We start from the raw sequence: 24,065 nt of genomic DNA on the forward strand, positions 1-24,065 counted from the left end.
CGCACCTGCCCGCCGCCCGCCGGGCGCCCTAGCGTTCCGGTGTGACCCGCACTCACCCGCGCGACCGGTACGCCGTCGCGGCCGCCGTCCTGCTCGTGCTGACCGCCGTCCTGGTCGGCCGCCGAATCCAGGACAGCCGCCACACGCTGTTCGTCCACTGGCCCCCGCTGTACGCCTCCTGGGACCCGCACACCGGACCGGGCACCCCGGCCGCCGTCCTGGTGGCGGTCGCCGTGGTGGTGTACGGGCCGCGGCTGGCGGCACGGCTGCGCCCGGGAGCGCTGCTGGCCGCGGCCTGGGGGGCGGCCATGGCCTGGATCTGGTCCCTCGCGCTGGTCGACGGCTGGCAGCGGGGTGTCGCGGGCCGGCTGGCCACCCGCACCGAGTACCTCCGGGCCGTCGGCCGCTTCCAGGACGCCCCGGCTGCCCTGCGTGACTTCACCCGCCACATCGTCTGGGGCACTCCCGACCCCTGGCCCGCCCACGTGGCCGGGCATCCGCCGGCCGCGACGCTCACGTTCGTCCTGCTCGACCGGATCGGGCTGGGCGGCGGCGGCTGGGCGGGGGCCTGGTGCATCACCGTCGGTGCCACGGCCTGCGTGGCGGTCCTGGTCGCGGTGCGTTCCCTCGCCGGGGACGGCGTGGCACGGCGGGCGGCGCCGTTCCTGGTACTGGCCCCGGCCGCGGTGTGGATGGGTGCCTCGGCCGACGCGTACTTCGCGGCCGTCGCCTCCTGGGCCGTGGCCCTGCTCGCCCTGGCGGTGACCGGGCGGTCGGTGTGGTGGGCGGCGGGCTCCGGGCTCCTGTTCGGGCTCACCTGCTACCTGTCCTACGGGCTCACCCTCTTCGCGGTGATCGCGGCGGCGGTGCTGTTCCTCGGCCGGCACCGGGTGCGCGAGCGTCCTGTGCTGCCCGTGGCGCTGCTCGCCGGCCTGGTGGTGGTGCCCGCCGCCTTCACCCTCGCCGGGTTCGACTGGTGGGAGGCCTACCGCCTGCTGGTCACGCGCTACTACCAGGGGGTGGGCGGCACCCGGCCCTACGGCTACTGGGTCTGGGCGAACCTCGCCTGCACGGTGGTGATCACCGGCCTGGCCACGGTGGCCGGCCTGGGCCGGGCCGGCGGCCGGCTCGCCCGCACGCCCCGCGCTCTGTTCGGGCCTCCCGGGAAGGTCCCGCCGGCCGGTACTCCCCCGGTGACCGCCGCCGAGGCGCGCCTGGCCCTGCTCGTCTTCGCCGCCCTGCTGGCCCTCCTCGTCGCCGATCTGTCCGGCATGAGCAAGGCGGAGACGGAACGTATCTGGCTGCCGTTCGCGATGTGGCTGCTGCCGGCCTGCGCGCTCCTCAACCGGCCCCGGGCGTGGCTCGCCGCCCAGGCGGTCCTGGCCCTGCTGGTCAACCATCTGCTGCTGACCGGCTGGTGACCCCGGCCCGGACCTCTCGACGCGGGGCGGGCGAGCGGGCACAGTTCTGCCTACGTACCGTACGTACCGACCGGTACGCGCCCGTGTGTCTTCCCCAGGAGAGCCCGTGACCAGCTGGGTCGGCCGGACCGCCGCCGAGATCGCCGCCGCCGTACGCGAGAAGCGGGCCACACCCCGCGAGGTGGTGGCCGAGTACCTCGCCCGGATCGAGCGGCTCGACGCCCGTACCGGCGCGTTCCGGACGGTGCGGGCCGAGGCGGCACTCGCCGAGGCGGACGAAGTGGCGAGCCGGGCCGGTCTGGCGGATCTGCCGCTCGCCGGTGTTCCGGTGGCGGTCAAGGACAACCTGTCCGTACGCGGCGAGGCGAACCGGAACGGCTCGGCCGCGACCTCTTCGGCGCCCGCGGCCGACGACCATGTCACCGTGGCGCGGCTGCGGGCGGCGGGCGCGGTGGTCGTGGGGCTGACGAACGTGCCGGAGCTGTGTGTCTTCGGTACGACGGAGGGCGTGCACGGCACCGCGCGCAACCCGTGGGACCTCTCGCGCACCGCCGGGGGTTCCTCGGGCGGCAGCGCGGCCGCGGTGGCCGCCGGCCTGGTACCGGTCGCCCTCGGCAACGACGGCATGGGAAGTCTGCGCATCCCTGCGGCGAACTGCGGCCTGGTGACGTTGAAGCCCGGGCACGGGGTGGTGCCGGCGGGCATCGGCAACGGCGACTGGTTCGGCATGTCGGAAAACGGGCCGCTGGCGACCACGGTCGAGGACCTGCGGCTGGTGCTGTCGGTCCTCGCGGACGCGGAGTTCGGCCGCCGGGTGGACCCCGCCCCGCTCACTGTCGCCGTCTCCCTGCGCAGCCCGCTGCTCGGCGTGCGCGTCGGCAAGCCGTACACGAGCGCGGTCCGGGAGGCGGCGGGGCTGCTGGCCGGGGCGGGGCACCGGCTCCGGCGTGCCGAGCCGCCGTATCCGGCGTCGCTGGGCGTCACCGCGCTGCGGCACTGGACGGCGGGCACCGCGGTGGACGCCGAGGGCCTGGACCCGGCGCGGCTGGCCCGGCGGACCCGGGTGCACGCGGCGGTGGGCCGCCGCTTCGTCGGCGCGGTCCGCACCGGCGAAGCCCGGGAGCGGCTGCGCCGCCGCCTGGAGCCGTTCTTCGCCGAGCACGACGTACTGCTCATGCCCGCCCTCGCCCGCCGCTCGCCCGAGGCCGGGCCCTGGCACGAACGGGGCTGGCTGCGCAATCTCCTGCTCAACACGAACTACTCGCCGATGACTCCGACGTGGAACCTCACGGGCTGGCCCGCGATGTCCGTCCCCTTCGGCACGCTGCCCTCCGGGACCCCGCGCGCCGTGCAACTGGTCGCCCGTCCGGGGTCGGAGGCGGTGCTGCTGGAGGTCGCGGGGCAACTGGAGGAACTGCGCCCGTGGCGGCGGACTGCGCCGCTCGACCAGATCCCGAGGAGCGGCGGAGGAGTGTGAAGCCACGTCGGCCGCGGCTTGTTCGATCGGCATGGGCGTGAGTCCGACACGCCCATGCCTTCGGCGATCGCGACGGTCCGACCCGTGAGGGTCAGTCCACGCTCGGCAGGATGTGGTCCTCGGCGAGGTCGTCCTCGTAACCCGCGAGGCGGATCGGGGCGGACCGGGCCCACACGTCGAGGCTGCCGAGCTGCGTGGGCCCACGGCCCGCACGCTCCATGCGTTCCTTGGGGCGCTGATCGCGATTCGTCTTCTCCGGTGTCACCGCGCACTCCTTATGTGTCGGGTCACCCTCGGGGGCGTTCCGGTCGGTCTGCGATCCGCCGCCTGACGCCCGCTCGGGATGGATGGGAAGGCCAGCTCGGACGCGGTGGCGCCGGTAACTCGTACGTGGGCGGGCCGATGTGCACCGGCTCGCCCCGGGACGGACCGTGGGTGTGGGTTGGTACCCGTGCTGCTGCCCGTCCACCTCAGGTTAACCAAATGAGCAGAGGCCCGCTCGATAGGGAGTGCAAACAAGCTGTAACTTTCGCGCGTCATTCTGCGACCCACCGGCCTTTATATCCCTCAATGCCCTATAAGCGCACTGCGGGATACACCCGATCGACCCACGTCGACGAACGCAGTTTCGAGTCCTCGTTTCCGTCCCGACCGGGAAGCTTCGCAGTTCAAGTGCCGTTGGCCGAGTCGAAAGCCGGCCATGATTCGCTGACGGACGGCAACGGCTGTCTCGCGGGAGGACTGACGCATGGAGCTGCGCAGCGTCGAGGAGCTGATGGATCTGCTGTACGCCTGCCCCTACGACCCCGCGCTGCGCACCGCCGCCCTGTTGCGCCGCGCCCGGCCGGCCGACAAGGAACTCCAGGTGGCCGGACTGGTCTCGGGCATCGGACGCCTGCTCGGCCCCGCCGACCGGGCCGGGCAGGCGCGGGCCGCGGCACGTGCGGTGCGGCCGCTGCTGGGCGAACGCGTCCACCGGCTCGTGCGCGGACAGCCGGGCGACGACGGTTCCGCCGCCGACGACGATCTGCTGCGCCTGCGCCAGGCCGCCGAAGAGGGGGCGCTCCTCGCTTTCGACGCCGGCGTCCTGGAGGACTGGCGCACGGTCCTGGAACTGGTGGCGGCGCGCAACTCCCGCCTGGGGGCGGTCGACTGACGGCCCGCGGGCCCGTTGGAAGGCACCGGGTGCCCGAGGTCGGGTCGGTGGCGCGTCGATTACCCCCCGGAGGGGCCACAGGCCCGGGTGGTGGACCTGTGTGGAGTCGAACCACGAAGAACGCGTCACCTGCGCACCGGGCACTTCGGTGCTTCACGGTCCACGGTAGGAGCCGCCGGCCGAACAGGCCAGCGGTTAACGCCCGTTGGGGCCTGTTCGGGGTCGCCTTCGGGGGCGTCTCACCACTTGCCGGGCTCGTAGTCCTTCAGGAAGACGCCGTACAGGTCCTCGCCGGCCTCGCCGCGCACGATCGGGTCGTAGACGCGGGCCGCGCCGTCGACGAGGTCGAGGGGCGCGTGGAAGCCGGCCTCGGCGAGGCGGAGCTTGTCGTAGTGCGGACGCTCGTCGGTGATCCAGCCGGTGTCGACGGAGGTCATGAGGATGCCGTCGGTCTGGAACATCTCCTGGGCGCTGGTCCGCGTGACCATGTTCATGGCCGCCTTGGCGGCGTTGGTGTTCGGATGCCCGGCACCCTTGTAACCGCGGCCGAAGACGCCTTCCATCGCCGAGACGTTGACGACGTACGCACGACCGCTGGCGGCCTTCTTCGCGGCGTCCGCCATCGCCGGGCGCAGGGCGCTGATCAGGATGAACGGCGAGGTGTAGTTGCACAGCTGGGTCTCCAGCAGCTCGACCGGTGAGATCTGGTCGATGGTCTGCACCCAGGTGTTGGTCTCGACGACGTCGGGGACGAGGCCGCCCGCGTCGATGGCGGTGCCGTCGAGGTGCCGGGCGACGCTGGCGTTGCCCGCGACGAGCGCGAGGTCGGCGACCTTCTGCGCGTCCAGGCCGCTGGTGCCGAGGGGCAGTGCGGCGATGCCGTCGACGGCGCCGGAGCCGAAGGCGCCGATGACGTGGTGGGCGGGGAGTTCCCCGGCGGGCAGCGGGGCGCTCTCGCCCTCGACCAGGGCCGCGTACGCGGAGGGCAGGCGGCGCACGGTCTGTGTCGCGTTGTTGATCAGGATGTCGAGCGGACCCGCCCCGGCGACCTGCTCGGCGAGGGCCACGGCCTGCGCCGGGTCGCGCAGGTCGATCCCGACGACCTCCAGCCGGTGCAGCCAGTCCGCCGAGTCGTCCATGGCCTTGAAGCGGCGGATGGCGTCCTTGGGGAAGCGGGTCGTGATCGTGGTGTGGGCGCCGTCGCGCAGCAGCCGCAGCGCGATGTACATGCCGATCTTGGCGCGGCCGCCGGTGAGCAGCGCGCGCTTGCCGGTGAGGTCGGCCCGGACGTCACGCTTGACCCGGTTCGTCCGGGCGCAGTCCGGGCAGAGCTGGTGGTAGAAGTAGTCGACCTCGACGTAGCGGGTCTTGCAGGTGTAGCAGGAGCGGGGGCGCTGGAGTATCCCCGCGATCTTGCCCTCCTCGGTGACCGAGGACGGCAGGATGCCCTCGGTCTCGTCGTCGATGCGCTGGGCGGAGCCGGTCGCGGTGGCCTCGGTGACCGCCTTGTCGTGCGCGGTCTTGGCGGCCCGGCGCTCCTGGCGGCGGCGCTGCTTGACCGTGCGGTAGATGCCGGCCGTGGCCCGGCGCACCGCGATGGCGTCGGGGTGGTCGACCTCCAGCTTGTCGAGCTCCTCGAGCACGCTGAGGCACACGGCGAGCCGCTCGGGGTCGATCCCGGGTCCGTAGACCACCTCGTCCATGCCCATGGACGCCGAGCCGTCCTCAGTCACCGTCATCGCGCTGCCGTTTCCCTGGTCACCCGCGCAGCGCTCCGACTCGCGCCCGCTTTCGAACGGGGGATTTTACGGCAGCGCGACCCCCCACCGCCAAACCGCTCCGCATCGCTCAGCCCGTCCGGCGTTCGAGGACGAGGCCGTTCAGGCCGAAGGGGGGCTGAGGGCGCAGCCCCCAGCCCCCTCCCCGCCGCCGCGACGGGCATGGGCGCTCAGGGCGGCGGGCGGCCCCGGCCGCCCGCCGCGTCAGGGGTCGCAGACCGAGATCAGCGTCTCCACCTCGTCCGTCACCGCCCGGGCGAGCCGGTCCAGGTCCGGTACGGCTTCGGCGTCAGCCACGAGCCCGTAGTGGACCCGGCCCCGGTAGGTCGACACCGCCACCGCGAGGGACTGGCCGGGGGCGAGCGGGGCGAAGGGGTAGACCGCGGCCAGCGGATGACCGCCGAGCCGGAGGCCGAGGCCGGGCAGCGGCACGCTGGTGACCAGGATGTCGAACCACAGCCGGGCGGCCTGCCCGACCAGCGGCCCGCCGAGCCGGTGGCCGAGCGCGGGCACGTGGTCGGCGAGCAGTGCGACGGCGCCCGCACCCCGGTTGGGGCCGGCGTCCTTGTTGCGGTCCATCGCCGTACGTACCCGGGCGAGGCGGGCGAGCGGGTCGGGGTCGCCGACCGGAAGCCGTATCAGGTAACCGGAGAGCCGGTTGCCCTGTGGGTGCGCGGCGCGCGGGCGGCGCCGGGACACCGGGATCAGCGCACGCGGCGCCACCCCCTCGCTGCCGTCGCCGCGCTCGTCGAGCCAGCGGCGCAGGGCGCCCGCGACGACGGCGATGAGGACGTCGTTGACGGTGCCGCCGACGGCCTTGCGCACCCGGTGCACGTCGTCGATGTCCAGGACGACCCCCGCGGTGCGCCGGGTGCCGCTGGAGCCGGAGGCCAGCGCCGCCGAGGAGCTCACCCCCAGGGCGGACAGGGCGACGGAGGCGCCGATGTCCAGGGCCCGGCCCGCGTCGGACAGCACACCGCGCAGCACCCCGGGCAGCCGGACGGGCAGCCGGCGCAGGTCTGCCAGCAGCCCGCGCGGCGGCTCCACGGGGCGGGGGCGGCGTTCCGGCATGTCCATCGGGTCCAGCACGGCGGCGGCCAGCGTCAGCGCTTTGAGGCCGTCGGCCAGCGCGTGGTGGAACTTGAACAGCACCGCGAAGGAGACCCCGTCCTCCCCGGGCAGCACATGGGCCTCCCACGGCGCCCGGGAGCGCTCCAGCGGGCGCTCCATGAGCCGGCCGGCGACGGCGTGGAAGTCGCCGGTCGGGGCGTGCAGCCGGACGTGGTTGAGCGGGTCGAAGCCGGGGTCCGCCTCCCGGGCCGCCCCGCCGAACGAGCCGAGCGGCTGCCACACGTCCCGGATCCGCATCCTGAGGCCGGGCACGGCGGCGGCGCGCGCGGCGAGCAGATCCGCCGCGTGGGCGCCCGCGGTGGGCGAGTGCGCCGAGAAGACGCCGAGTGCGCCCAGGTGCATCGGGTGCCGGGCGGACTCGATGTTCCAGAACGCCAGATCGAGAGGAGCGAGCGGGTCGGAAGTCAATGGCTTGCCTCTCATCGACGACGGACGGGGTGAGTCTGAGTCAATCCCTGACCGGCGATTACGGTCAAGTACGATCAGGCTACGCTCAGTTAACAGCAGATTAAGTCCCGCCCCTCCGAAAGGGGCGGGACACGTGTGACAGGCGAGGTCACTTCAGGGCGGGAGGCGCCGCCTTGGGTGACGTGCCCCACTCCGACGGGCGCGGGCCGACCGTGAACGAGAGCGAGCGCAGGGACCGCAGCTCACGGGTCGTCAGGTAGGTCCGGTCGTGGGTCACCGCGTCCCTGCGGACCGCCTGTACGTAGCGGTCGGTGGCCGAGGTGCCCGGCGCGGTGACCGTCAGGGTGCCGCCGGGCCAGTACCGGCGGTCCAGGTGGAGGTCGACCCGGTCGAAGACGGGCGTCGACAGGCCCCACGTGCCGTAACCGGGCTGCACCGGGAAGATCCCGATCGAGGACAGCACGTGCCAGGCCGACATCGTGCCGAGGTCGTCGTTGCCGGTCATACCGGTCGGCGCGTCCGTGAACAGGGTCAGCGCGGCGTGCACCACGTCGGTGGTCTTCCAGGGCTGCCCGGTCGACAGGTACGTGTACGGGGCGATGAGATCGGGTTCGTTCTGCGGGTTGTAGACGGCCGCGTTGTAGTAGGCGTACGGATCGCCATGCACCCACACCTGGCGGGCGGTGCCGGCCGGATCGCCCAGCAGCCTGTCGTAGGCGAAGAACAGGTCGAGCCGCTCGTTCGCCACGCGCTCGCCGCCGATCAGGCCGATCATGCCGGGCAGGTCCTGTGGCACCAGCCACTGGTACTGCCAGGCGGTGCCCTCGTGGAAGCCCACGCTGCGGGCCGGGTCGGCCGGACCGGTGAAGGCACCGGAGGCGTCGCGGGCCCGGAAGAAGCCGGTCGAGGGGTCGAGGACGTTGCGGTAGTTGCGGGACCGGGCGGCGTAGCGGGCCGCGTCCTCGTTGTGGCCGAGCCCACGGGCCATCTGGGCGAGCATCGCGTCGGACAGGGCGTACTCCAGGGTGACGGAGGCGCCCTGGTGGTAGTCGGAGTCGCCCGCCTTGGTGCGCGGGCGGTCCTTGATGTACGGCGCGAACCCGTTCCGGACGTACTCCGCGTTCGCCTCCCGGCCGACGCCCGGGTAGTCGGCGGGCGGCACGCCGTCGGCGTTCTTGCGCAGCGCCCGGTAGGCGCGTTCCTCGTACCCCCTGAGCAGGCCCAGCTGGTAGGCGGTGGTCAGGAACGGGGTCACCGGGTCACCGGTCATGATGTTGGTCTCGACCGGGCCGTAGCCCCATTTGGGCAGCCAGCCGCCGTCCTCGTCGACCCTGATCACCGAGAGCGCCATGTCCCGGGCCTCGCGGGGCGCGAGCAGGGCGAGGAGCTGGCACTGGGTGCGGTAGGTGTCCCACAGCGACCAGTTCTGGTAGTACGTGAAGCCCCTGGCCCGGTGGATCCGCCGGTCCCAGCCGGTGTAGCGGCCGTCGGCGTCGCTGCCGACGTTGGGTGCGAGGAACGAGCGGTACAGCGACGAGTAGAAGGTGCGGCGCGGGGTCGCGTCACCGCCCCGGACCCGGACGGCGTCCAGACGGCGCTCCCAGGCCCGCCGGGCCCGCTCGCGGACGGTGTCGAAGGAACGTCCGCCCTCGGCGCGCAGGTTGACCTCGGCGCCGCGCGCGTCGACGTACGACAGGGCGGTGGTCGCCTCGACGGTGCGGTCCCGGGTGGTGTCGAAGCGTACGTAGGCGCCGCCGCGCCCGGTCCGGGAGCCCGCGGTGACCTCGGCACCGTCCCAGGTGCCGTACGCGGTGAAGGGCCGGGAGAAGCGGGTGACGGTGTACACGGTGTACGGGCCGGTGTCCCGGCAGAAGCCGTGGCCGGTGATCGCGGTGCGCACGGTCCGGTCGTCGAGGACCTCCACCGTGCTGGTGACCGGCTTGTGCAGCGCCTGCGCCGCGTTGAGCAGGACGTTGGCGTGGTCGGTGGCGGGAAACGTGTAGCGCTGCACCCCGGTGCGCGCGGTGGCCGTGAGCTCGGCCTCGATCCCGGAGTCGAGGCCGACCCGGTAGTACCCGGGGCTCGCCGACTCGTCCTGGTGGCGGAAACGGGCCGCGTACCGGGCGTAGTCGGTCCGGGTGACCTCACCCGTGGTCGGCAGTACGGGCAGGTCGCCGCCGATCCGGCAGCCGACACCCGAGAGGTGGACCAGCGAGAAGCCGCGGATGCGGTCCTGGGAGTAGTCGTAACCGGTGCTGTGCCCGGTGTCGGGCGAGAGCTGCACCATGCCGAAGGGCACGGCCGCGCCGGGGAAGGTGTTGCCCTCGTTCTGGGTCCCGATGAAGGGGTTGACCAGGTCGGTGAGGTGGCCGTCGGACGGCTCTGCGGCCCGTGCGGCGGGTGCGGTGAGCAGCGCGGACGCCGCCATGACCCCGGCCAGGCACAGCCGCGGGCGCCGGGTCCCTCTCATGTGGGACGACCTTTCGCAAGTCGGACATCGTTGTCCGCATCCTGCTGGTCGAAGGCCGCGAAGCCGGGGAGGCCGCGCGGATCGCGCGAAACGCGTCGCGCGCGAACAATGGAGGCGGCGCCCTCGGCGGAGGGGGCACGGCCGCCTTAGCGACGAAAGGGGGCGGGGACTATGCCGAAGGTTTCCCGGCACACGGCCACCCAGGGCGGCGACTACGGCTCCGTGGTCGACCACTCCGAGGACCTCGAGCCCTACACGGTGGACTTCCTGACGTTCCGCGCGGACGTCGACCACACACCCCTGCTCAAAGGGCTCCCCGACGACCGCTGCCAGTGCCCGCACTGGGGTTACGTCTTCAAGGGCGAACTCGTCTTCCGCTATGCGGACCACGACGAGGTCTACCGCGGCGGCGAGGCCTTCTACGCCCCGCCCGGGCACGTGCCCGTGCACACCGAGCCGGGCAGCGAGTACCTCCAGTTCAGCCCGGCCGACGACCTGCGCCGCACCAGCGAGGTGACCATGGCCCACTTTCCGCCGCTGACCGGCTGAGGACCGGTGGCCGGGTTCCGGTGCCGCAGCAGTTCCTAGGACACGATCTGCCCCTTGCCGAGCGCGATCACCCCGCCCTTGGACACGGTGTACAACTCCGCGTCCCGCTCCGGGTTGACGCCGATCGTCGCGCCGGGCGGCACCTCCACGTTCTTGTCGAGTACGGCCCCGCGCACGATCGCGCCCCGGCCTATGTGGACGTTGTCGTGCAGTACGGATCCCTGGACGACCGCACCGGGGTCGACCCGGACGCCCGGTGACAGCACGGATCGGCTCACCTGGCCGCGGATCAGGCAGCCCGCGCTGATGATGGACTCGCTCGCGATGCCGCCGGCGTTGAAGCGGGCGGGCGAGAGCTGGTACGAGTGGGTGTAGAGGGGCCAGTCGCGGTTGTAGAGGTTGAAGGCGGGGCGCTCGGCGATCAGGTCCATGTGGGCGTCGTAGTACGCGTCGAGGGTGCCGACGTCCCGCCAGTAGCCCTGGTCCCGGATGGTCTCGCCGGGTACGTGGTTCTCGCTGAAGTCGTACAGCTGGGCCTCGCCCCGTTCGGTGAGCTGGGGCAGGATCGAGCCGCCCATGTCGTGCACCGAGTTCGGGTCCTCGGCGTCCCGCTGGAGGGCCTCGATCAGCGCCTTGGTGGTGAAGATGTAGTTGCCCATCGAGGCGAAGACGCACTCCGGGTCGTCCGCGAGGCCCGGAGGGTCGGCGGGTTTCTCCAGGAAACGTTCCACGATCCGGCCGTCGGAACCCGGAGTGATCACGCCGAAGGAGGAGGATTCCGAGCGCGGGACGCGGATCCCGGCCACCGTGACGCCCGCGCCGCCCTCGATGTGCTGCCGGAGCATCTGGCGGGGGTCCATGCGGTAGACGTGGTCGGCGCCGAAGACCGCCACGTAGTCGGGCTGTTCGTCGTGCACGAGGTTGAGCGACTGCAGGATGGCGTCCGCGCTGCCCAGATACCAGCGCGGGCCGAGCCGCTGCTGCGCCGGGACCGGGGTGACGTAGTTGCCGAGCAGGCTGGACATCCGCCAGGTCGTGGTGATGTGCCGGTCCAGCGAGTGCGACTTGTACTGGGTCAGGACACAGATGCGCAGGATGTCGCCGTTGACGAGGTTGGACAGTACGAAGTCGACGAGCCGGTAGGCGCCGCCGAAGGTGACCGCGGGTTTCGCGCGGTCGGCGGTCAGCGGCATCAGGCGTTTGCCCTCTCCGCCCGCCAGTACGATTCCCAGCACCGAAGGTCCGCCACGACGCATGGTCGCTCTCCTCACCGTGGTTGACACCATGCCTGCCCCGGGGCGGGACGGCTAAGCCTGCTTGACGATCTCCTCGTAGAGCCGGGCCGTCCGGCGGGCCACCGCGTCCCAGCCGAACTCACCGACCGCGCGCTCCCGTCCGGCCGCTCCCATCCGCCGGGCCGCCTCCGGGTCGCCGAGGACGGTGTCCAGGGCGTGGGCGAGGCCCGCCTCGAAGTCGTCGTCGGCCGTCACGAGGAGGCCGGTCACCCCGTCCTCCACCACCTCGGGGATGCCGCCGACCCGGGAGGCCACGACGGGGGTGCCGCAGGCCATGGCCTCCAGGTTGACGATGCCGAGGGGTTCGTACACCGACGGGCAGACGAAGACGGCGGCGTGCGTGAGGAGTTGGATCACTTCCGTGCGCGGCAGCATCTGCGGTATCCAGTGCACGCCCGCGCGGACCCGGCTCAGCTCCTCGAACAGGTCGCGGAACTCGCGGTCGATCTCCGGCGTGTCCGGGGCGCCGGCGCACAGCACGACCTGTGCGGCCGGGTCGATGTCGCGTACCGCGCGCAGCAGGTGGGGCACGCCCTTCTGGCGGGTGATGCGGCCGACGAACAGCACGTAGGGCCGGTCGGGGTCGAGGCCGACGCGGCGCAGCACGTCGGTGCCGGGATCCGGCCGGTAGAGGCCGGTGTCGATGCCGTTGTGCACGACGTGCACCCGGTCCGGGTCCAGGGCCGGGTAGCAGCCGAGGATGTCCTCGCGCATGGCGCCCGACACGGCGATCACCGCGTCCGCGGCCTCCAGCGCGGTGCGCTCCGCCCACCCGGAAAGGGCGTATCCGCCGCCGAGTTGCTCGGCCTTCCAGGGGCGCAGCGGCTCCAGCGAGTGGGCGGTCACCACGTGCGGGACGCCGTGGAGGAGCTTGGCGACATGGCCCGCTAGGTTGGCGTACCAGGTGTGGGAGTGGACGAGTTCGCGGCCCTCGAGACCGGCGGCGATGGCGAGGTCCACGGAGAAGGTGCGCAGCGCGTCGTTGGCCCCGTCGAGCGCGGACCACGGCCGGTGGCGTACGACCCCGTCCCCGCGGCCCTCGCCCCAGCAGTGCACCTCGAGGTCCACCAGGGGGCGCAGCTCCCGGGCGAGGAACTCGACGTGGACCCCCGCTCCGCCGTACACGTCCGGGGGGTACTCCCGGGTCAGCAGTCCCACTCGCACCGGCAACTCCCTGGTCTCACCTGGCCGGACCCCCATGGTCACAAAGATGTGGCTCTTGGGGAAGGGCGCGGCGGTCGTGGGAAACAACAGTCCCCGCAGACACCGCCGCCCGGGACGCGGTAGTAGAGGCAGCAGCTGCGGCGCCGGAAGGCGGTCCCGGTGCGGGTGCCGGTGGCGCTCAGCAGGGGGTGGGCGAAGAGCGCCGAGGTGAGGGCACGGCACCGGCCGGCCACGTCGTCACGGCCGTTCGCCCGTGCCCACCGGTCGAGTTCACGGGCCGCACCGGCCAGCGCGGAGCCCGCGTTGCCCCACAGCAGGCCCGTCGCGACCCCGTAGCGGGCCCTCAGGGTGGCCCCTAGGGGGACGAGGTGACCGTGCAGTACCGTGTCCGCGACCGTGCCGGGGTCCGCGGGCAACGGGCGTACCTCGGTCAGCCACAGGTCGTCGGGGGCGGGGGCGTCGCGGTCCCAGAGCAGCAGGGCGGGATCCAGGTCGGGCAGGCGGCCGTACAGGGCGGCGCAGCCGAGGGCCGCGGACCACAGGCGTGCCGCGAGCCCCTGGTGTGCGATCGACGCGGAGACCCGCGGCTCGTGGCTGCGAAGACGGCGGGCGACGGTCTCGACCCGGGCGGTGAGGGCGTTTCGCCTGGCGTCCGCCGGCGTGCCCGCGTAGGCCTGCGCGAGCGTCGGCAGCGGGCCGGGCGGGGCCGTGTTGACCGCGTTCGCCGCGTTCGCCGCGGTCACCGCCGTGCGCAGGACGAAGAAGCCGCCGAGCGGGCGGAGCGCGGCGAGGCCGGTGTCGAGGTCCATGAAGGAGAGTGGTACCAGGCCCGGTTCGGCCCCGGTGGAGGGGGTCCTAGGCCCTTCGTCGCCCACCTTGGGGAGGATGGCGGCCCCCTTGTACTCCATCGGCAGTAGGACTCATTAGGTGCTCAGGGACGACGACGGGAACACCCGGGCAGGGGCAGAGTGTTGTGCATGGAAGCCGACCGTTCGCCGCGCCGGGCCACGGGCCCCCGCCCCACGCAGAAGAGCCGCTGATGAACGCCCTAGCGTTGTCCGTGCTGCTGTCGTTCGTCTCCGCCGTCGCGTACGCGGGCGGGGCGATCGTGCAGGAGCAGGTCGCGCTGTCCTCCCCCGACGGGCATTACGCGCCGCTGCGCCGGCCGAGCTGGTGGGCGTCGCTCGCGCTGAACGGTCTCGGCGGGGTGCTGCACGTGGTGGCGCTGGCCTACGGCCCGCTCAGCCTGGTGCAGCCGCTGGGCGCGCTGACCATCGTGTTCGCACTGCCCATGGCCGCCCTGTTCGTCGGACGCAGGGCCGGGGCGACCGCTTGGCGCGGCGCCGTCATGGCCACGGCGGGCCTGGCCGGTCTGCTCTCTCTCGTCGGCACCTCCGACGGCCGGCCGCTCGACCCGGCCCAACGGGTCGGTGTCGCGCTGGTCACCGGTGGGGCGGTCGTCGCGCTGATGATCGCGGGCCGGGCCGCGCACCGGCGCCCCGCGGTGCGCGGGGTGCTGCTGGCCACCGGGTCCGGCATAGCCTTCGGCATGTCGTCCGTGTTCACCAAGACCGTCGCGGTCGACTGGGACGGCGGGGTCTCGGCGGCGGACCTGCCCTCCCTCGGGGCGATCGCCGTCTTCGCCGTCGCCGGGGTGCTGCTCTCGCAGGCCTCCTACCGGGGCGCCGGTCTGGCGGCGCCGCTCGCCACGCTGACGGTGGTCAACCCGGTGCTCGCCGCCGTGGTCGGCATCACGATGTTCGGCGAGACCTTCCGGTACGGCATCACGGGCACCGTCCTCGCGCTGAGCTGCGGCGTGGTCGCGGCCGGCGGTCTGATCCTGCTGACGACGGAGCGGTTGGAGCACGCGCCGGCCACCGCGGAGACGGCACCGCAGGCCGCTGCCGGACGGGAGTCGTCGACCGGGACACCGGTCGGGGCGACGCTCGGGGCGGCCGAGCAGGTGCCGTCCGTCGGGGAGCGGACCGTCGCGTTGCCCCGGCAGCGCGCCGCGTCGACCCTGCGCGAGGAGACCCTCGTCGGGGAGATCCTGCACGGGGCGGCCCTGGGCGGGGCGGTCGTGGACACGGCGGCCCTGCACGGGGCGGCCGTGGCCCGGCAGGCCGAGGCGGACGCCGTGCGTGCGGACGTGGCCCTCGCCGAGTCCGTCCTGGAGGAAGCGGCCCGCGCGGACACCGTCCTGACGGAGGCGGACCTGGCCGGCACCGTGCCGGACGACATCGAAATCCTGGTCAGGGACGCCTGCACGGGCCTGGTCATGCTCCCGGCCCGGGCAGGCGGGCACCCCTCGCGGGTCAGATCCTGACGCCGCCGGCCCGGAGATAGGCGACCGGGTCGATGTCCGAGCCGAAGCCGGGCCCCGTCCGCACCTCGAAGTGCAGATGCGGGCCCGTGACGTTTCCGGTGGCGCCGGAGCGCCCTATGCGCTGCCCTTCGCCGACCGTCTGTCCGGCCCTCACGGAGATCGCCGACAGGTGGGCGTACTGGGTGTAGCGGCCGTCGGCGTGCCGGATCACCACCTGGTAGCCGAACGAGCCGCCCCAGCCGGCGGCGACCACGTGACCGGCCGCGACCGCCTTGACGGAGGTGCCGGTGGGCACGGGGAAGTCGACGCCGGTGTGGTAGCCCTTCGACCAGTGCGAGCCCGTGGCGTGATAGGGCTCGCCCGTGGCGGCGTTGACGGGAGCGACGAGCGAGTGGCCGCTGGTGGAGGTGGGGTGGCTGTGGTGCGTGGGCGCCTTCTTCGCGGGCGCCTTCTTCTGCGCGGGCTTGGCCGGAGTACGGGTGTCGGCGGCCGGGGACACCGTGGCGTGCAGGTTCAGCCGCTGTCCCGGGACGATCAGGTCGGGATCGGCCCCGATCGTCGCGCGGTTGCCCGCGTAGAGCCGGTGCCAGCCGCCCTGGACGTGCCGTTCCTCGGCGATCCCGGAGAGCGTGTCGCCGTGCACCACCGTGTACATCTCGGCCCGGCCCGCCCGGGACTGGGGCGTGGTGTGCGGCTGGACGTCCCGGGCGGAGGTCCTGGCCGCCGTCTCGGCCGAGCTCTTGGCGGAGTTCTTGGCGGGCCGGGTGGCCGTGCTCGCCGTGTGGACCTCCGGACCGGCGCCACCCCGGGTGAGCCCCGCGTGCGCCGAGCACACCGGCCAGGCCCCCGGCCCCTGACCGTCGAGCACCTTCTCGGCGACGGCCATCTGCTGGTGCGGGGTGGCGAGGTCGGCGCGGGCCGCGTACGCGGTGCCTCCGTAGGCCTCCCAGGTGGACTGGGTGAACTGCAGTCCGCCGTAGTAGCCGTTGCCCGTGTTGATGCTCCAGTTGCCGCTGGACTCGCAGGCGGCGACCTTGTTCCAGGTGGCCGCGTCGGCCGCGTCGGCGCTGCCGGCGGCGACGAGGGGGAGCGCGAGGCCTGCGCCGCCCGCCGTGACGGTGAGCGATGCGCGGTTGATCCTGTTCGGCTGATACCGGCGGTGCCGGCCGCGTACGGCCATGTCTCAAGCCCCCTAGCCATGCGTCAGGAGCGGCAAAAGTAAGCGCTGCGAACAGGCCATGACAAGACAGCAATCGGCCGCCTGCCGTACCCAAGTGGCCGGGAATAAACCTTCGTTGCGCCGCCTCCGTACGATCGGCCGGATCTTTACTGAGGCGAAAGGCGCCTTCCGCGCGTAATCAAGCCTGGCGGGTCGGATGTGCGCTCGCCGAAGCGGCACGTCAGGATGGGCGCAGCAGCGCTGCCGGGCAATACTGGCGGGGCCGTACTCACGACGCAGTTAGGGAGCAGGCGGTATGAGCACTTCAGCCCAGATCGGCGTGACGGGACTGGCGGTCATGGGCCGCAACCTCGCCCGGAACTTCGCGCGCAACGGCTACACGGTCGCACTGCACAACCGGACGGCGTCACGCACGCACGCCCTGGTGGAGGAGTTCGGACACGAGGGCGACTTCATCGCGGCCGAGACCGCCAAGGAGTTCGTGGCGGCACTGGAACGACCGCGCCGACTGGTCATCATGGTCAAGGCCGGCGGCCCCACGGACGCCGTGATCGAGGAGTTCGCCCCGCTCCTGGAGCCCGGTGACATGATCATCGACGGTGGCAACGCGCACTTCGCGGACACCCGCCGCCGGGAGAAGGCGCTGCGCGAGCAGGGCATCCACTTCGTCGGCATGGGCGTCTCCGGCGGAGAGGAGGGCGCGCTGAACGGGCCGAGCATCATGCCGGGCGGCCCGAAGGAGTCGTACGACTCGCTGGGCCCGATGCTGGAGAAGATCTCGGCGAAGGCGGCGGACGGCGCGCCCTGCGTCACGCACGTCGGCCCGGACGGCGCCGGCCACTTCGTGAAGATGGTGCACAACGGCATCGAGTACGCCGACATGCAGCTGATCGGCGAGGCGTACCAGCTGCTGCGCGATGTCGCCGGCTACTCCCCCGCGCAGATCGCGGAGATCTTCCGTACCTGGAACACGGGACGCCTGGACTCGTACCTGATCGAGATCACGGCCGAGGTGCTGTCCCACGTGGACGCGGCCACCGGCAAGCCGTTCGTGGACGTCGTGGTCGACCAGGCCGAGCAGAAGGGCACCGGCCGCTGGACCGTGCAGATCGCGCTCGACCTCGGTGTCCCGGTCTCCGGCATCGCGGAGGCGGTCTTCGCCCGCTCCCTCTCCGGTCACGCCGCCCTCCGGGAGGCCTCGCGGGGTCTGGCCGGCCCGACGGCGACCCCGCTGTCCGAGTCCGAGGCGGCGGCCTTCGCGGACCGCGTGGAGCAGGCGCTGTACGCGTCGAAGATCGTGTCGTACACGCAGGGCTTCCACGAGATCGACGCGGCGCGCGGGGAGTACGACTGGAACATCGACCTGGGCGCGGTCTCCGCGATCTGGCGGGGCGGCTGCATCATCCGCGCGGCGTTCCTGGACCGCATCCGCGCCGCGTACGACGCCCGGCCGGACCTGCCGAGCCTGCTGTCGGACGAGACGTTCGCGCAGGAGATCGCGGCGGCCCAGGACGACTGGCGCGAGGTGCTCGTCGCCGCGACCCGGCAGGGCGTGCCGACGCCGGGCTTCGCCGCGGCCCTCGCCTACTACGACGCGCTGCGGGCCGAGCGTCTGCCGGCCGCGCTCACCCAGGGGCAGCGCGACTTCTTCGGTGCGCACACCTACCGGCGGGTCGACCAGGACGGCGCGTTCCACACGCTGTGGGGCGGGGACCGCTCGGAGGTGTCCGCGTAGGTCTGTGCAGGTCTGTATAGGTCTGCGTAGGTCCACCGGCAGGAGGACGTACGGAGCGGTGGGCGGCCCGGGTGGCCGCCCACCGGCGTTCGCGCTGCGCCGGATCAGGTCAGCGGCGGTCCGGGCTCGGGGTTCGGGACCGGCTCCGGGCCCGGCGGGATCGGCGACGGCGACGGCGACGGCTCCGGCGGACCGCCCGGCTCGGGCGGCGGCTGCGGAACCGGGTCCGGCCCGGGGGCCGGGGGCGGCCCGGGTGCGGGCGGCGGCTCCGGGGGCGGTACCGGGTTCGGGGTCGGCTCCGGGTGCTGCGGGTCCGGGCCGGGCGTCGGTCCGGGCGGGACCGGGTCGGGATACGGGTTCGTCATCGTGTCCTCCGGCCAGTCACTCGACGTGGGCTCTGGACTACTCCCCCGCCTACCCGACGGCCGCTCCCGCACTCACCCGCCGGGGGGACGGCGCAGGGCCGGGCGGATCTCCCGCGGCCCCCTCCTCCTCAGAACCGGCCCGGATGTGCCACCAGCCAGGCCTTCGCCGCGTCCAGCAGTCGCGGGTCGGGCGTCGGAGCGACATCGGGGTGCCGCTCGGCCCACTTGACGACGTACGGGCAGAGCGGCGCCACCGTGACACCCTCGCGCTCGGCGCTCGCGTACAGCTCCCGGGCGAGGGAGCCGGCGATGCCCTTCCCCTCATGGGCCGGTTCCACGATCGTATGGACAGGCACGAGCGCCCGCGCGGGGCTGTCGAGGACGAAGTACTCGACGTGCCCGACGACTTCCCCACCGGCCACCGCCTCGAGGCGCCCCGCCGCCCGGTCGTCGCGGATCTCGATGTCGCTCATGGCCACGCTCCTGATGGCGTCGGTCAGGCCGGCACGGCCTGCGGGCTGCGCTGCTGGTCCGACCCCGGCACCGGCTCGGACGGATCGGCGCCGAGGGCCACGATCCGGTTGTCGCGGTCGACGTGCACGATCCGCGGCTCCAGCGCCCGCGCCTCGGCGTCGGTCACCTGAGCGTAGCTGATGATGATCACCAGATCACCGGGCTGGACGAGATGCGCGGCGGCCCCGTTGATGCCGACGACCCCGGACCCGCGCTCCCCCTCGATGACGTACGTCTCCAGACGGGCACCGTTGGTGATGTCGACGATGTGCACGAGCTCACCGGGCAGCAGATCGGCGGCGTCCAGCAGGTCGGCGTCGATGGTCACCGATCCCACGTAGTGCAGGTCGGCCTGGGTGACGGTGGCGCGGTGGATCTTGGACTTGAACATTGTACGAAGCATGAGGAAACTCCCGATTCGTCCTGCTCCCTGCCTGCTTCCGCAGGTCAAGGGCGATGTTCGGAGGCTACAACGTTTCCCAGGTGTGGTCAGCTGTCGCCGGGTGTTCGAGGACTCACGCTGACCGTTTGCTGACTTTCCTGACGCTTGCTCAGGGGTGTTCGGGAGCCGCATCACTCTCCATGCTGCCCCGCGCAGACGGTGGATCAGCGTGGGCAAGCGCGTACTGAGGTCGGCGCGGACCTTCAGGACACGCGGGAGGGCGGCACCCCGTTGCGGGGTGCCGTCCGGAGCCGCCTAGGCACTGCTCGGCGGGGTGGAGTTCCTGCTCGGAGCCCTTGCCTCCCCGCTCGTCGGCGTGTTCGGCACCGACAGCCCCCGTGCCGATGGCGGTCATCATGCTGAGCGCCATGCTCTGCGCCGCACTCGCGCTGGTATTCCTGGGCCGTCCCTGGCGAACCCACGGCACACCGCCTACGGACCGGGGCGGCGTCCGCTCCTGAGGAAGCACGCCGGCCGAACACCGGCCAGGGCGGTACGCGCATGGCGGTTGCCAAGGGGCAGCAGTCACGCCGAGCCCGACCGAGCACGAGCGCGGCCAGACTCGACATACGAGCACGAAGGCGCCGAGCGCGCGGGTGTCGTCCGGAATGGGGTGATCCACCCGCTGCCGGACGGCAACCGGCAACGCCGAGGAGTTCGCCACCGCCGCCGCCACCAGCCTCACAGCATCCGGCCGGACCCCCGAACTGCTCCCCATGGCCGACGCGACCCCGGACCACCTCACCACCGACTCCGACGTCCCCCTCGTCACCAGCACCGGCTGGCGGAAGGGGGTCTCGAGATCTCCTCGCTGGGTTGGAGTCGGACGGTCGGGCCTCTTCGTAGGCCGATCAGCCCGTATCGCCCCGTACCCTTCGTGGTGTCTACGGCGTCATATAGCGGGCGCCAAACCACTGGAGGCAACACCCCGTGCTCATTGCTCAGCGTCCTTCCCTGACCGAAGAGGTCGTCGACGAGTTCCGCTCCCGGTTCGTGATCGAGCCGCTGGAGCCGGGCTTCGGCTACACCCTCGGCAACTCCCTCCGCCGCACCCTTCTCTCCTCCATCCCCGGTGCGGCTGTCACCAGCATCCGCATCGACGGCGTTCTGCACGAGTTCACCACCGTGCCGGGCGTCAAGGAGGACATCACCGACCTGATCCTCAACATCAAGCAGCTGGTCGTCTCCTCGGAGCACGACGAGCCGGTCGTGATGTACCTGCGCAAGCAGGGCCCGGGTCTGGTCACCGCCGCCGACATCGCGCCCCCGGCCGGTGTCGAGGTGCACAACCCCGACCTCGTCCTCGCCACGCTCAACGGCAAGGGCAAGCTGGAGATGGAACTCACGGTCGAGCGTGGCCGCGGCTACGTCTCCACCGTGCAGAACAAGCAGGTGGGTCAGGAGATCGGCCGTATCCCGGTCGACTCGATCTACTCGCCGGTGCTCAAGGTCACGTACAAGGTCGAGGCCACGCGTGTCGAGCAGCGCACCGACTTCGACAAGCTGATCGTCGACGTCGAGACCAAGCAGGCCATGCGTCCGCGTGACGCCATGGCCTCCGCCGGTAAGACCCTGGTCGAGCTGTTCGGTCTCGCCCGCGAACTCAATGTCGAAGCCGAGGGCATCGACATGGGCCCGTCCCCGGTGGACGCCGCCCTCGCCGCCGATCTGGCGCTGCCGATCGAGGAGCTCGACCTCACCGTCCGTTCGTACAACTGCCTCAAGCGCGAGGGCGTCCACTCCGTGGGTGAGCTCGTGGCCCGCTCCGAGGCCGACCTCCTCGACATCCGCAACTTCGGTGCGAAGTCCATCGACGAGGTCAAGGAAAAGCTCGCCGGCATGGGCCTCGGTCTCAAGGACAGCCCGCCCGGATTCAACCCGACCTCCGCTGCGGACGCCTTCGGCTCCGACGACGTGGACACGGGTTTTGTGGAGACCGAGCAGTACTGAACGCTGCGCCGGACAGAGCGACACTGCGCGCGGGGACAGGAGAGCCTCCACGCCGCCCGCTGGGCGGCCTCGACCGGGTCCGCGCCCGCGCGGGCTGACCCGCGATCATCCATGCCAAAGTGACCCGGGTCGTGGGACAACCCCGTTCTGCACCAACTGAGGACAAATTCCTCGAAGGATCCCTTCGCGGCGAGGATCATGGCGGGATGGCTGTATACCTCTACGACCGGCTGGTGACGGAGGACGAATACCGCCAGCGCATCCCGCGGCATCGCCCCGGCTCATTGCTGCCGCTGATCGCCGCAGCGGCGGCACGCTACGGCACCCCGGAGCGGCCATAGCCCTGGCTGAAGAGCCCGTCGATGAAGTACACGCCCTGGGCTCTGGCTGACCGGCCCGCGTCAGCCTGGCCTACGGCACCGAGTACCAGCGTTCCGAAGCCACCAAGTGTGATCTGCTGGAGATCCTGGCGGCGTACTCCAGCCTGAAGGAACCCACCCCGCACGGCACGGACGAACCCATGGTCCACCTCCGGGACTTCATGATGCGCGTGGGAGGCGAGCAGGGAGCCTGGCAGGCCCCGGAGTCCAAGAGTCTCGCCCGTACCGCGGCGCTGTAGCTGCACTCGCCGTTCCCCGCACACCGCCAGCCCCGCTGCATGGTCCCTGGGACACAGAGCTGTTCAGCTGCAGCGGGCCTTCGCACGTCTCAGCCGAGGAGGGCGAGGACGCCAAGACCGTCGGCACATCCGACGACCAGGTGCGACGCGACACCGGCCAGGGCCGTGATCGGTCGCTCCACAACACGGGAGCCCACCCACCGGCAGGTCAGGGGATCCCAGAGGTCGATCGCGCCCCGCCTGGCGACGGCCAGTAGGCCGTGCCCGCCGCCGGACGGGGCGATCACTGCCATCGGCCCGCCGGTGAGTTCGCCCACGAGCCGGCGGCTGACGGCGTCCCAGATGCGGATCGAGTCGTCGAAGTCCCGAACTGCCAGGAGAGTCCGGTCGTCCGCCAAGGTCATCGCCGCGAGGTGCGTCACGTACCTGTGGTGTTCGAAGGGGGCGCCGACCGGTAGCCCCGTGGCCGGGTCCCACAGCCGGACCGCCCTGCTGCCGCCCCGGGCCGGGGTGGCTTCGCTGCTTGCCAAAAGAACGCGTCCGTCCGGCATCGGAACGCAGGCCAGTATCAGCGGTGGTCGGTCGGGCCGGTTGAAAACGTCACTAGCGGTTTCGCAGGTCTCGGGGTCGCGGAGACGGATGATGCCCGAGTGACTACCGGTGGCCATGAGTATCCGCCCGTCGGGCGACGCGATCGGCACCATGGTGCGGATCGCGCTGGTGCGGCCTGGTGGCAGCGAACCGACCGGCCCGCCCGTCGCCACATCCCATGACCGCAGGGCGCCGCTCCTGTGGCTGGTGACGAGAACGGTGCGCCCGTCCGGCAGGGGAGCGGCCGCCATCGCCGTGAGGGCGTCCGAATCGCCGGTGTGAAGCTGCCCGGCGGCTTCGCCGGTGCGCAGGTCCCACAGCCAGACAGTGGTGTCGCTGCGGGTGGCGAGCAGCGTTCGCCCGTCGGGGACCGTCGTAAGTGCCACCACGCCGTCCCAGCCGACTTCCGCCTGCTCGGTCGGTGTCTCCACTGCGGTGGGATCCCACAACCAGACCGCGCCACCGGGCACTTCGCCTGCGAGCAAGGTGGGTCCACCCGGCAACGGGACCGCTGCCGCTGCGGCGGGGACACGGTTCCTCCCCAGGTCACCGATGCGGCGCCCGGATGCCGGATCCCACAGTCCCGACCCGATCGACAGCAGCGTCGTCCCGTCGGCCATGGGGACGGGACGCAGCCCGCGACCGGTGAACGGCCCGCCCGCCGGAGCACCGGTCGCGACGTCCCACAGCCGCACCGTCTCGTGGTCGTCGTCATTGACGGACAGGGCCAGCACGTTGCCTCCGTCGGGCAGCCGCACCGCCGCCAGTCCGCTCGGCCGGCCCTCACCCTCGTGCGGGCACACCAGTGTCCGAACCAACTCGCCCGACACCGGGTCCCACAGGCACAGCACGGCGCCTTCCCCGTGACCATGCGCGGTGGCCAGCAGCGTGCGACCGTCGGCGAGCGTCACCGCCGTCATCGCGCCGGGGCCGTCCGCATCCGCGGGGGCGCTCAGCGGACCGACGGCCCGCTCGGCCGTGGCCGCGTCCCACAGCCACACCTCTTCCTCGTCGTAGGGGGTGATGGCCAGCAGGTTCCCCCCGTCCGGCGTGGGTACGGCGGCCAGATCCGCTGCGCTTCCCGGGCCGGGCAGCGGCCCACCGACCTGCTCGCCCGTGACCGTGTCCCACAGGTGCACCACATGCCGGTCGTCGTCCTCGTCGTAGTGCGCCGTGGCGAGCCGGGTGTGCCCGCCGACGAACGGCAGGGCCACCATCGCCACGACAAGCCCACCCTGTTTCGAGTTCTCCTGCAGAGGGTCGCCCACCTGCTCACCAGTCACCGGGTCCCACAGCCGCACCACGTCGTCTTCTTCGTCAGCGCCTGACGCGGCCAGCAGGACACAGTCGTCCCCGACGGGCACGGCGACCGCCACACCCAGACCATCCTTGAACGCACGCAACGTCGCCGAAGGCCGCACCCGAGCCGCCGGCCTTTCCCACACCAGGGTGAGTTCTCGTGCGCCGTGATCCTGAAGAGCATCAGACATGAGCG

Annotated in this window: 19 protein-coding genes; 8 read left to right on the plus strand and 11 right to left on the minus strand. The window is 72.3% G+C overall.

Annotation, left to right across the window (positions count from 1 at the left end; all coding sequences use genetic code 11):
• The first annotated feature begins 41 nt into the window (after positions 1-41).
• The gene (locus ACFY0F_RS05910) at positions 42-1,421 is read left to right on the plus strand and encodes a hypothetical protein (RefSeq protein WP_388789548.1); all 1,380 of its coding nucleotides are present in this window, start codon (positions 42-44) and stop codon (positions 1,419-1,421) included.
• Between the two features lie 106 nt (positions 1,422-1,527).
• The gene (locus ACFY0F_RS05915; RefSeq protein WP_388789550.1) at positions 1,528-2,898 is read left to right on the plus strand and encodes an amidase; all 1,371 of its coding nucleotides are present in this window, start codon (positions 1,528-1,530) and stop codon (positions 2,896-2,898) included.
• Between the two features lie 91 nt (positions 2,899-2,989).
• Here the strand turns inward: ACFY0F_RS05915 and ACFY0F_RS05920 are convergent, their stop codons facing one another.
• Positions 2,990-3,163, minus strand: a complete 174-nt coding sequence (locus ACFY0F_RS05920) for a hypothetical protein (RefSeq protein WP_388789553.1) — start codon at positions 3,161-3,163, stop codon at positions 2,990-2,992.
• A 483-nt stretch (positions 3,164-3,646) separates the two neighbouring features.
• Here ACFY0F_RS05920 and ACFY0F_RS05925 point away from each other — a divergent pair, with 483 nt between their 5' ends.
• Positions 3,647-4,054 carry a hypothetical protein gene (locus ACFY0F_RS05925; protein WP_388789556.1) on the plus strand — a complete coding sequence of 136 codons (408 nt, stop codon included), beginning with the start codon at positions 3,647-3,649 and terminating at the stop codon, positions 4,052-4,054.
• Positions 4,055-4,293: 239 nt separating this feature from the next.
• Here ACFY0F_RS05925 and ACFY0F_RS05930 read toward each other — a convergent pair whose 3' ends face one another.
• From ACFY0F_RS05930 to ACFY0F_RS05940, 3 genes are all read right to left on the minus strand, one after another.
• On the minus strand, positions 4,294-5,793 hold the full coding sequence (locus ACFY0F_RS05930) for an SDR family NAD(P)-dependent oxidoreductase (protein WP_388789559.1): 1,500 nt from the start codon (positions 5,791-5,793) through the stop codon (positions 4,294-4,296).
• A 243-nt stretch (positions 5,794-6,036) separates the two neighbouring features.
• Positions 6,037-7,371 (minus strand): wax ester/triacylglycerol synthase family O-acyltransferase, encoded by a 1,335-nt coding sequence (locus ACFY0F_RS05935; protein ID WP_388789562.1) that lies wholly within the window; start codon positions 7,369-7,371, stop codon positions 6,037-6,039.
• A 148-nt stretch (positions 7,372-7,519) separates the two neighbouring features.
• Positions 7,520-9,841 carry a GH92 family glycosyl hydrolase gene (locus ACFY0F_RS05940; protein ID WP_388789565.1) on the minus strand — a complete coding sequence of 774 codons (2,322 nt, stop codon included), beginning with the start codon at positions 9,839-9,841 and terminating at the stop codon, positions 7,520-7,522.
• Between the two features lie 171 nt (positions 9,842-10,012).
• Here ACFY0F_RS05940 and ACFY0F_RS05945 point away from each other — a divergent pair, with 171 nt between their 5' ends.
• Positions 10,013-10,390 carry a hypothetical protein gene (locus tag ACFY0F_RS05945; protein WP_388789568.1) on the plus strand — a complete coding sequence of 126 codons (378 nt, stop codon included), beginning with the start codon at positions 10,013-10,015 and terminating at the stop codon, positions 10,388-10,390.
• 35 nt (positions 10,391-10,425) lie between these two features.
• Here ACFY0F_RS05945 and glgC read toward each other — a convergent pair whose 3' ends face one another.
• Genes glgC through ACFY0F_RS05960 form a run of 3 tightly spaced genes read right to left on the minus strand, consistent with a single transcriptional unit; the run spans position 10,426 to position 13,658 of the window.
• On the minus strand, positions 10,426-11,646 hold the full coding sequence (gene glgC / locus ACFY0F_RS05950; protein ID WP_388789571.1) for a glucose-1-phosphate adenylyltransferase: 1,221 nt from the start codon (positions 11,644-11,646) through the stop codon (positions 10,426-10,428).
• Positions 11,647-11,697: 51 nt separating this feature from the next.
• Positions 11,698-12,849 (minus strand): glycogen synthase, encoded by a 1,152-nt coding sequence (glgA, locus tag ACFY0F_RS05955; RefSeq protein WP_388789574.1) that lies wholly within the window; start codon positions 12,847-12,849, stop codon positions 11,698-11,700.
• Between the two features lie 38 nt (positions 12,850-12,887).
• Positions 12,888-13,658, minus strand: coding sequence for a (2Fe-2S)-binding protein (locus tag ACFY0F_RS05960; protein ID WP_388791291.1), 771 nt, complete (start codon positions 13,656-13,658; stop codon positions 12,888-12,890).
• Between the two features lie 230 nt (positions 13,659-13,888).
• Here ACFY0F_RS05960 and ACFY0F_RS05965 point away from each other — a divergent pair, with 230 nt between their 5' ends.
• On the plus strand, positions 13,889-15,175 hold the full coding sequence (locus ACFY0F_RS05965) for a DMT family transporter (RefSeq protein WP_388789577.1): 1,287 nt from the start codon (positions 13,889-13,891) through the stop codon (positions 15,173-15,175).
• On the opposite strand, the gene ACFY0F_RS05970 is transcribed toward ACFY0F_RS05965, so the two are convergent.
• Positions 15,165-16,355, minus strand: a complete 1,191-nt coding sequence (locus tag ACFY0F_RS05970; protein ID WP_388789579.1) for a transglycosylase family protein — start codon at positions 16,353-16,355, stop codon at positions 15,165-15,167. The two genes, ACFY0F_RS05965 and ACFY0F_RS05970, sit on opposite strands and share 11 nt — an antisense overlap.
• A gap of 295 nt (positions 16,356-16,650) precedes the next feature.
• On the opposite strand from ACFY0F_RS05970, the gene gndA reads away from it, so the two are divergent.
• A complete protein-coding gene (gene gndA, locus ACFY0F_RS05975; RefSeq protein ID WP_388789581.1) occupies positions 16,651-18,090 on the plus strand; it encodes an NADP-dependent phosphogluconate dehydrogenase in 1,440 nt (479 codons plus the stop codon).
• A gap of 493 nt (positions 18,091-18,583) precedes the next feature.
• Here the strand turns inward: gndA and ACFY0F_RS05980 are convergent, their stop codons facing one another.
• Together ACFY0F_RS05980 and panD are read right to left on the minus strand one after the other, a co-directional pair.
• Positions 18,584-18,928, minus strand: a complete 345-nt coding sequence (locus ACFY0F_RS05980; RefSeq protein ID WP_388789584.1) for a GNAT family N-acetyltransferase — start codon at positions 18,926-18,928, stop codon at positions 18,584-18,586.
• Positions 18,929-18,951: 23 nt separating this feature from the next.
• A complete protein-coding gene (gene panD / locus ACFY0F_RS05985) occupies positions 18,952-19,371 on the minus strand; it encodes an aspartate 1-decarboxylase (RefSeq protein ID WP_388789587.1) in 420 nt (139 codons plus the stop codon).
• A 969-nt stretch (positions 19,372-20,340) separates the two neighbouring features.
• Here panD and ACFY0F_RS05990 point away from each other — a divergent pair.
• Positions 20,341-21,360, plus strand: coding sequence for a DNA-directed RNA polymerase subunit alpha (locus tag ACFY0F_RS05990; RefSeq protein ID WP_388789589.1), 1,020 nt, complete (start codon positions 20,341-20,343; stop codon positions 21,358-21,360).
• Between the two features lie 206 nt (positions 21,361-21,566).
• Positions 21,567-21,701, plus strand: a complete 135-nt coding sequence (locus ACFY0F_RS05995; protein WP_388789592.1) for a hypothetical protein — start codon at positions 21,567-21,569, stop codon at positions 21,699-21,701.
• A 367-nt stretch (positions 21,702-22,068) separates the two neighbouring features.
• Here the strand turns inward: ACFY0F_RS05995 and ACFY0F_RS06000 are convergent, their stop codons facing one another.
• Positions 22,069-24,060 (minus strand): WD40 repeat domain-containing protein, encoded by a 1,992-nt coding sequence (locus ACFY0F_RS06000; protein ID WP_388789594.1) that lies wholly within the window; start codon positions 24,058-24,060, stop codon positions 22,069-22,071.
• Positions 24,061-24,065 lie beyond the last annotated feature (5 nt).

The sequence above is a fragment of the Streptomyces sp. NPDC001544 genome, assembly GCF_042894285.1.
Taxonomy (GTDB): Bacteria; Actinomycetota; Actinomycetes; order Streptomycetales; family Streptomycetaceae; genus Streptomyces.

Bases quoted from the DNA above. Each gene is read 5' to 3' on its own strand.
- ACFY0F_RS05925 (WP_388789556.1), top strand. From the start codon at position 3,647: ATGGAGCTGCGCAGCGTCGAGGAGCTGATGGATCTGCTGTACGCCTGC.
- ACFY0F_RS05930 (WP_388789559.1), bottom strand. From the start codon at position 5,793: ATGACGGTGACTGAGGACGGCTCGGCGTCCATGGGCATGGACGAGGTG.
- ACFY0F_RS05940 (WP_388789565.1), bottom strand. From the start codon at position 9,841: ATGAGAGGGACCCGGCGCCCGCGGCTGTGCCTGGCCGGGGTCATGGCG.
- ACFY0F_RS05945 (WP_388789568.1), top strand. From the start codon at position 10,013: ATGCCGAAGGTTTCCCGGCACACGGCCACCCAGGGCGGCGACTACGGC.
- glgC (WP_388789571.1), bottom strand. From the start codon at position 11,646: ATGCGTCGTGGCGGACCTTCGGTGCTGGGAATCGTACTGGCGGGCGGA.
- ACFY0F_RS05960 (WP_388791291.1), bottom strand. From the start codon at position 13,658: ATGGACCTCGACACCGGCCTCGCCGCGCTCCGCCCGCTCGGCGGCTTC.
- ACFY0F_RS05965 (WP_388789577.1), top strand. From the start codon at position 13,889: ATGAACGCCCTAGCGTTGTCCGTGCTGCTGTCGTTCGTCTCCGCCGTC.
- ACFY0F_RS05970 (WP_388789579.1), bottom strand. From the start codon at position 16,355: ATGGCCGTACGCGGCCGGCACCGCCGGTATCAGCCGAACAGGATCAAC.
- gndA (WP_388789581.1), top strand. From the start codon at position 16,651: ATGAGCACTTCAGCCCAGATCGGCGTGACGGGACTGGCGGTCATGGGC.
- ACFY0F_RS05980 (WP_388789584.1), bottom strand. From the start codon at position 18,928: ATGAGCGACATCGAGATCCGCGACGACCGGGCGGCGGGGCGCCTCGAG.
- panD (WP_388789587.1), bottom strand. From the start codon at position 19,371: ATGCTTCGTACAATGTTCAAGTCCAAGATCCACCGCGCCACCGTCACC.
- ACFY0F_RS05995 (WP_388789592.1), top strand. From the start codon at position 21,567: ATGGCTGTATACCTCTACGACCGGCTGGTGACGGAGGACGAATACCGC.
- ACFY0F_RS06000 (WP_388789594.1), bottom strand. From the start codon at position 24,060: ATGTCTGATGCTCTTCAGGATCACGGCGCACGAGAACTCACCCTGGTG.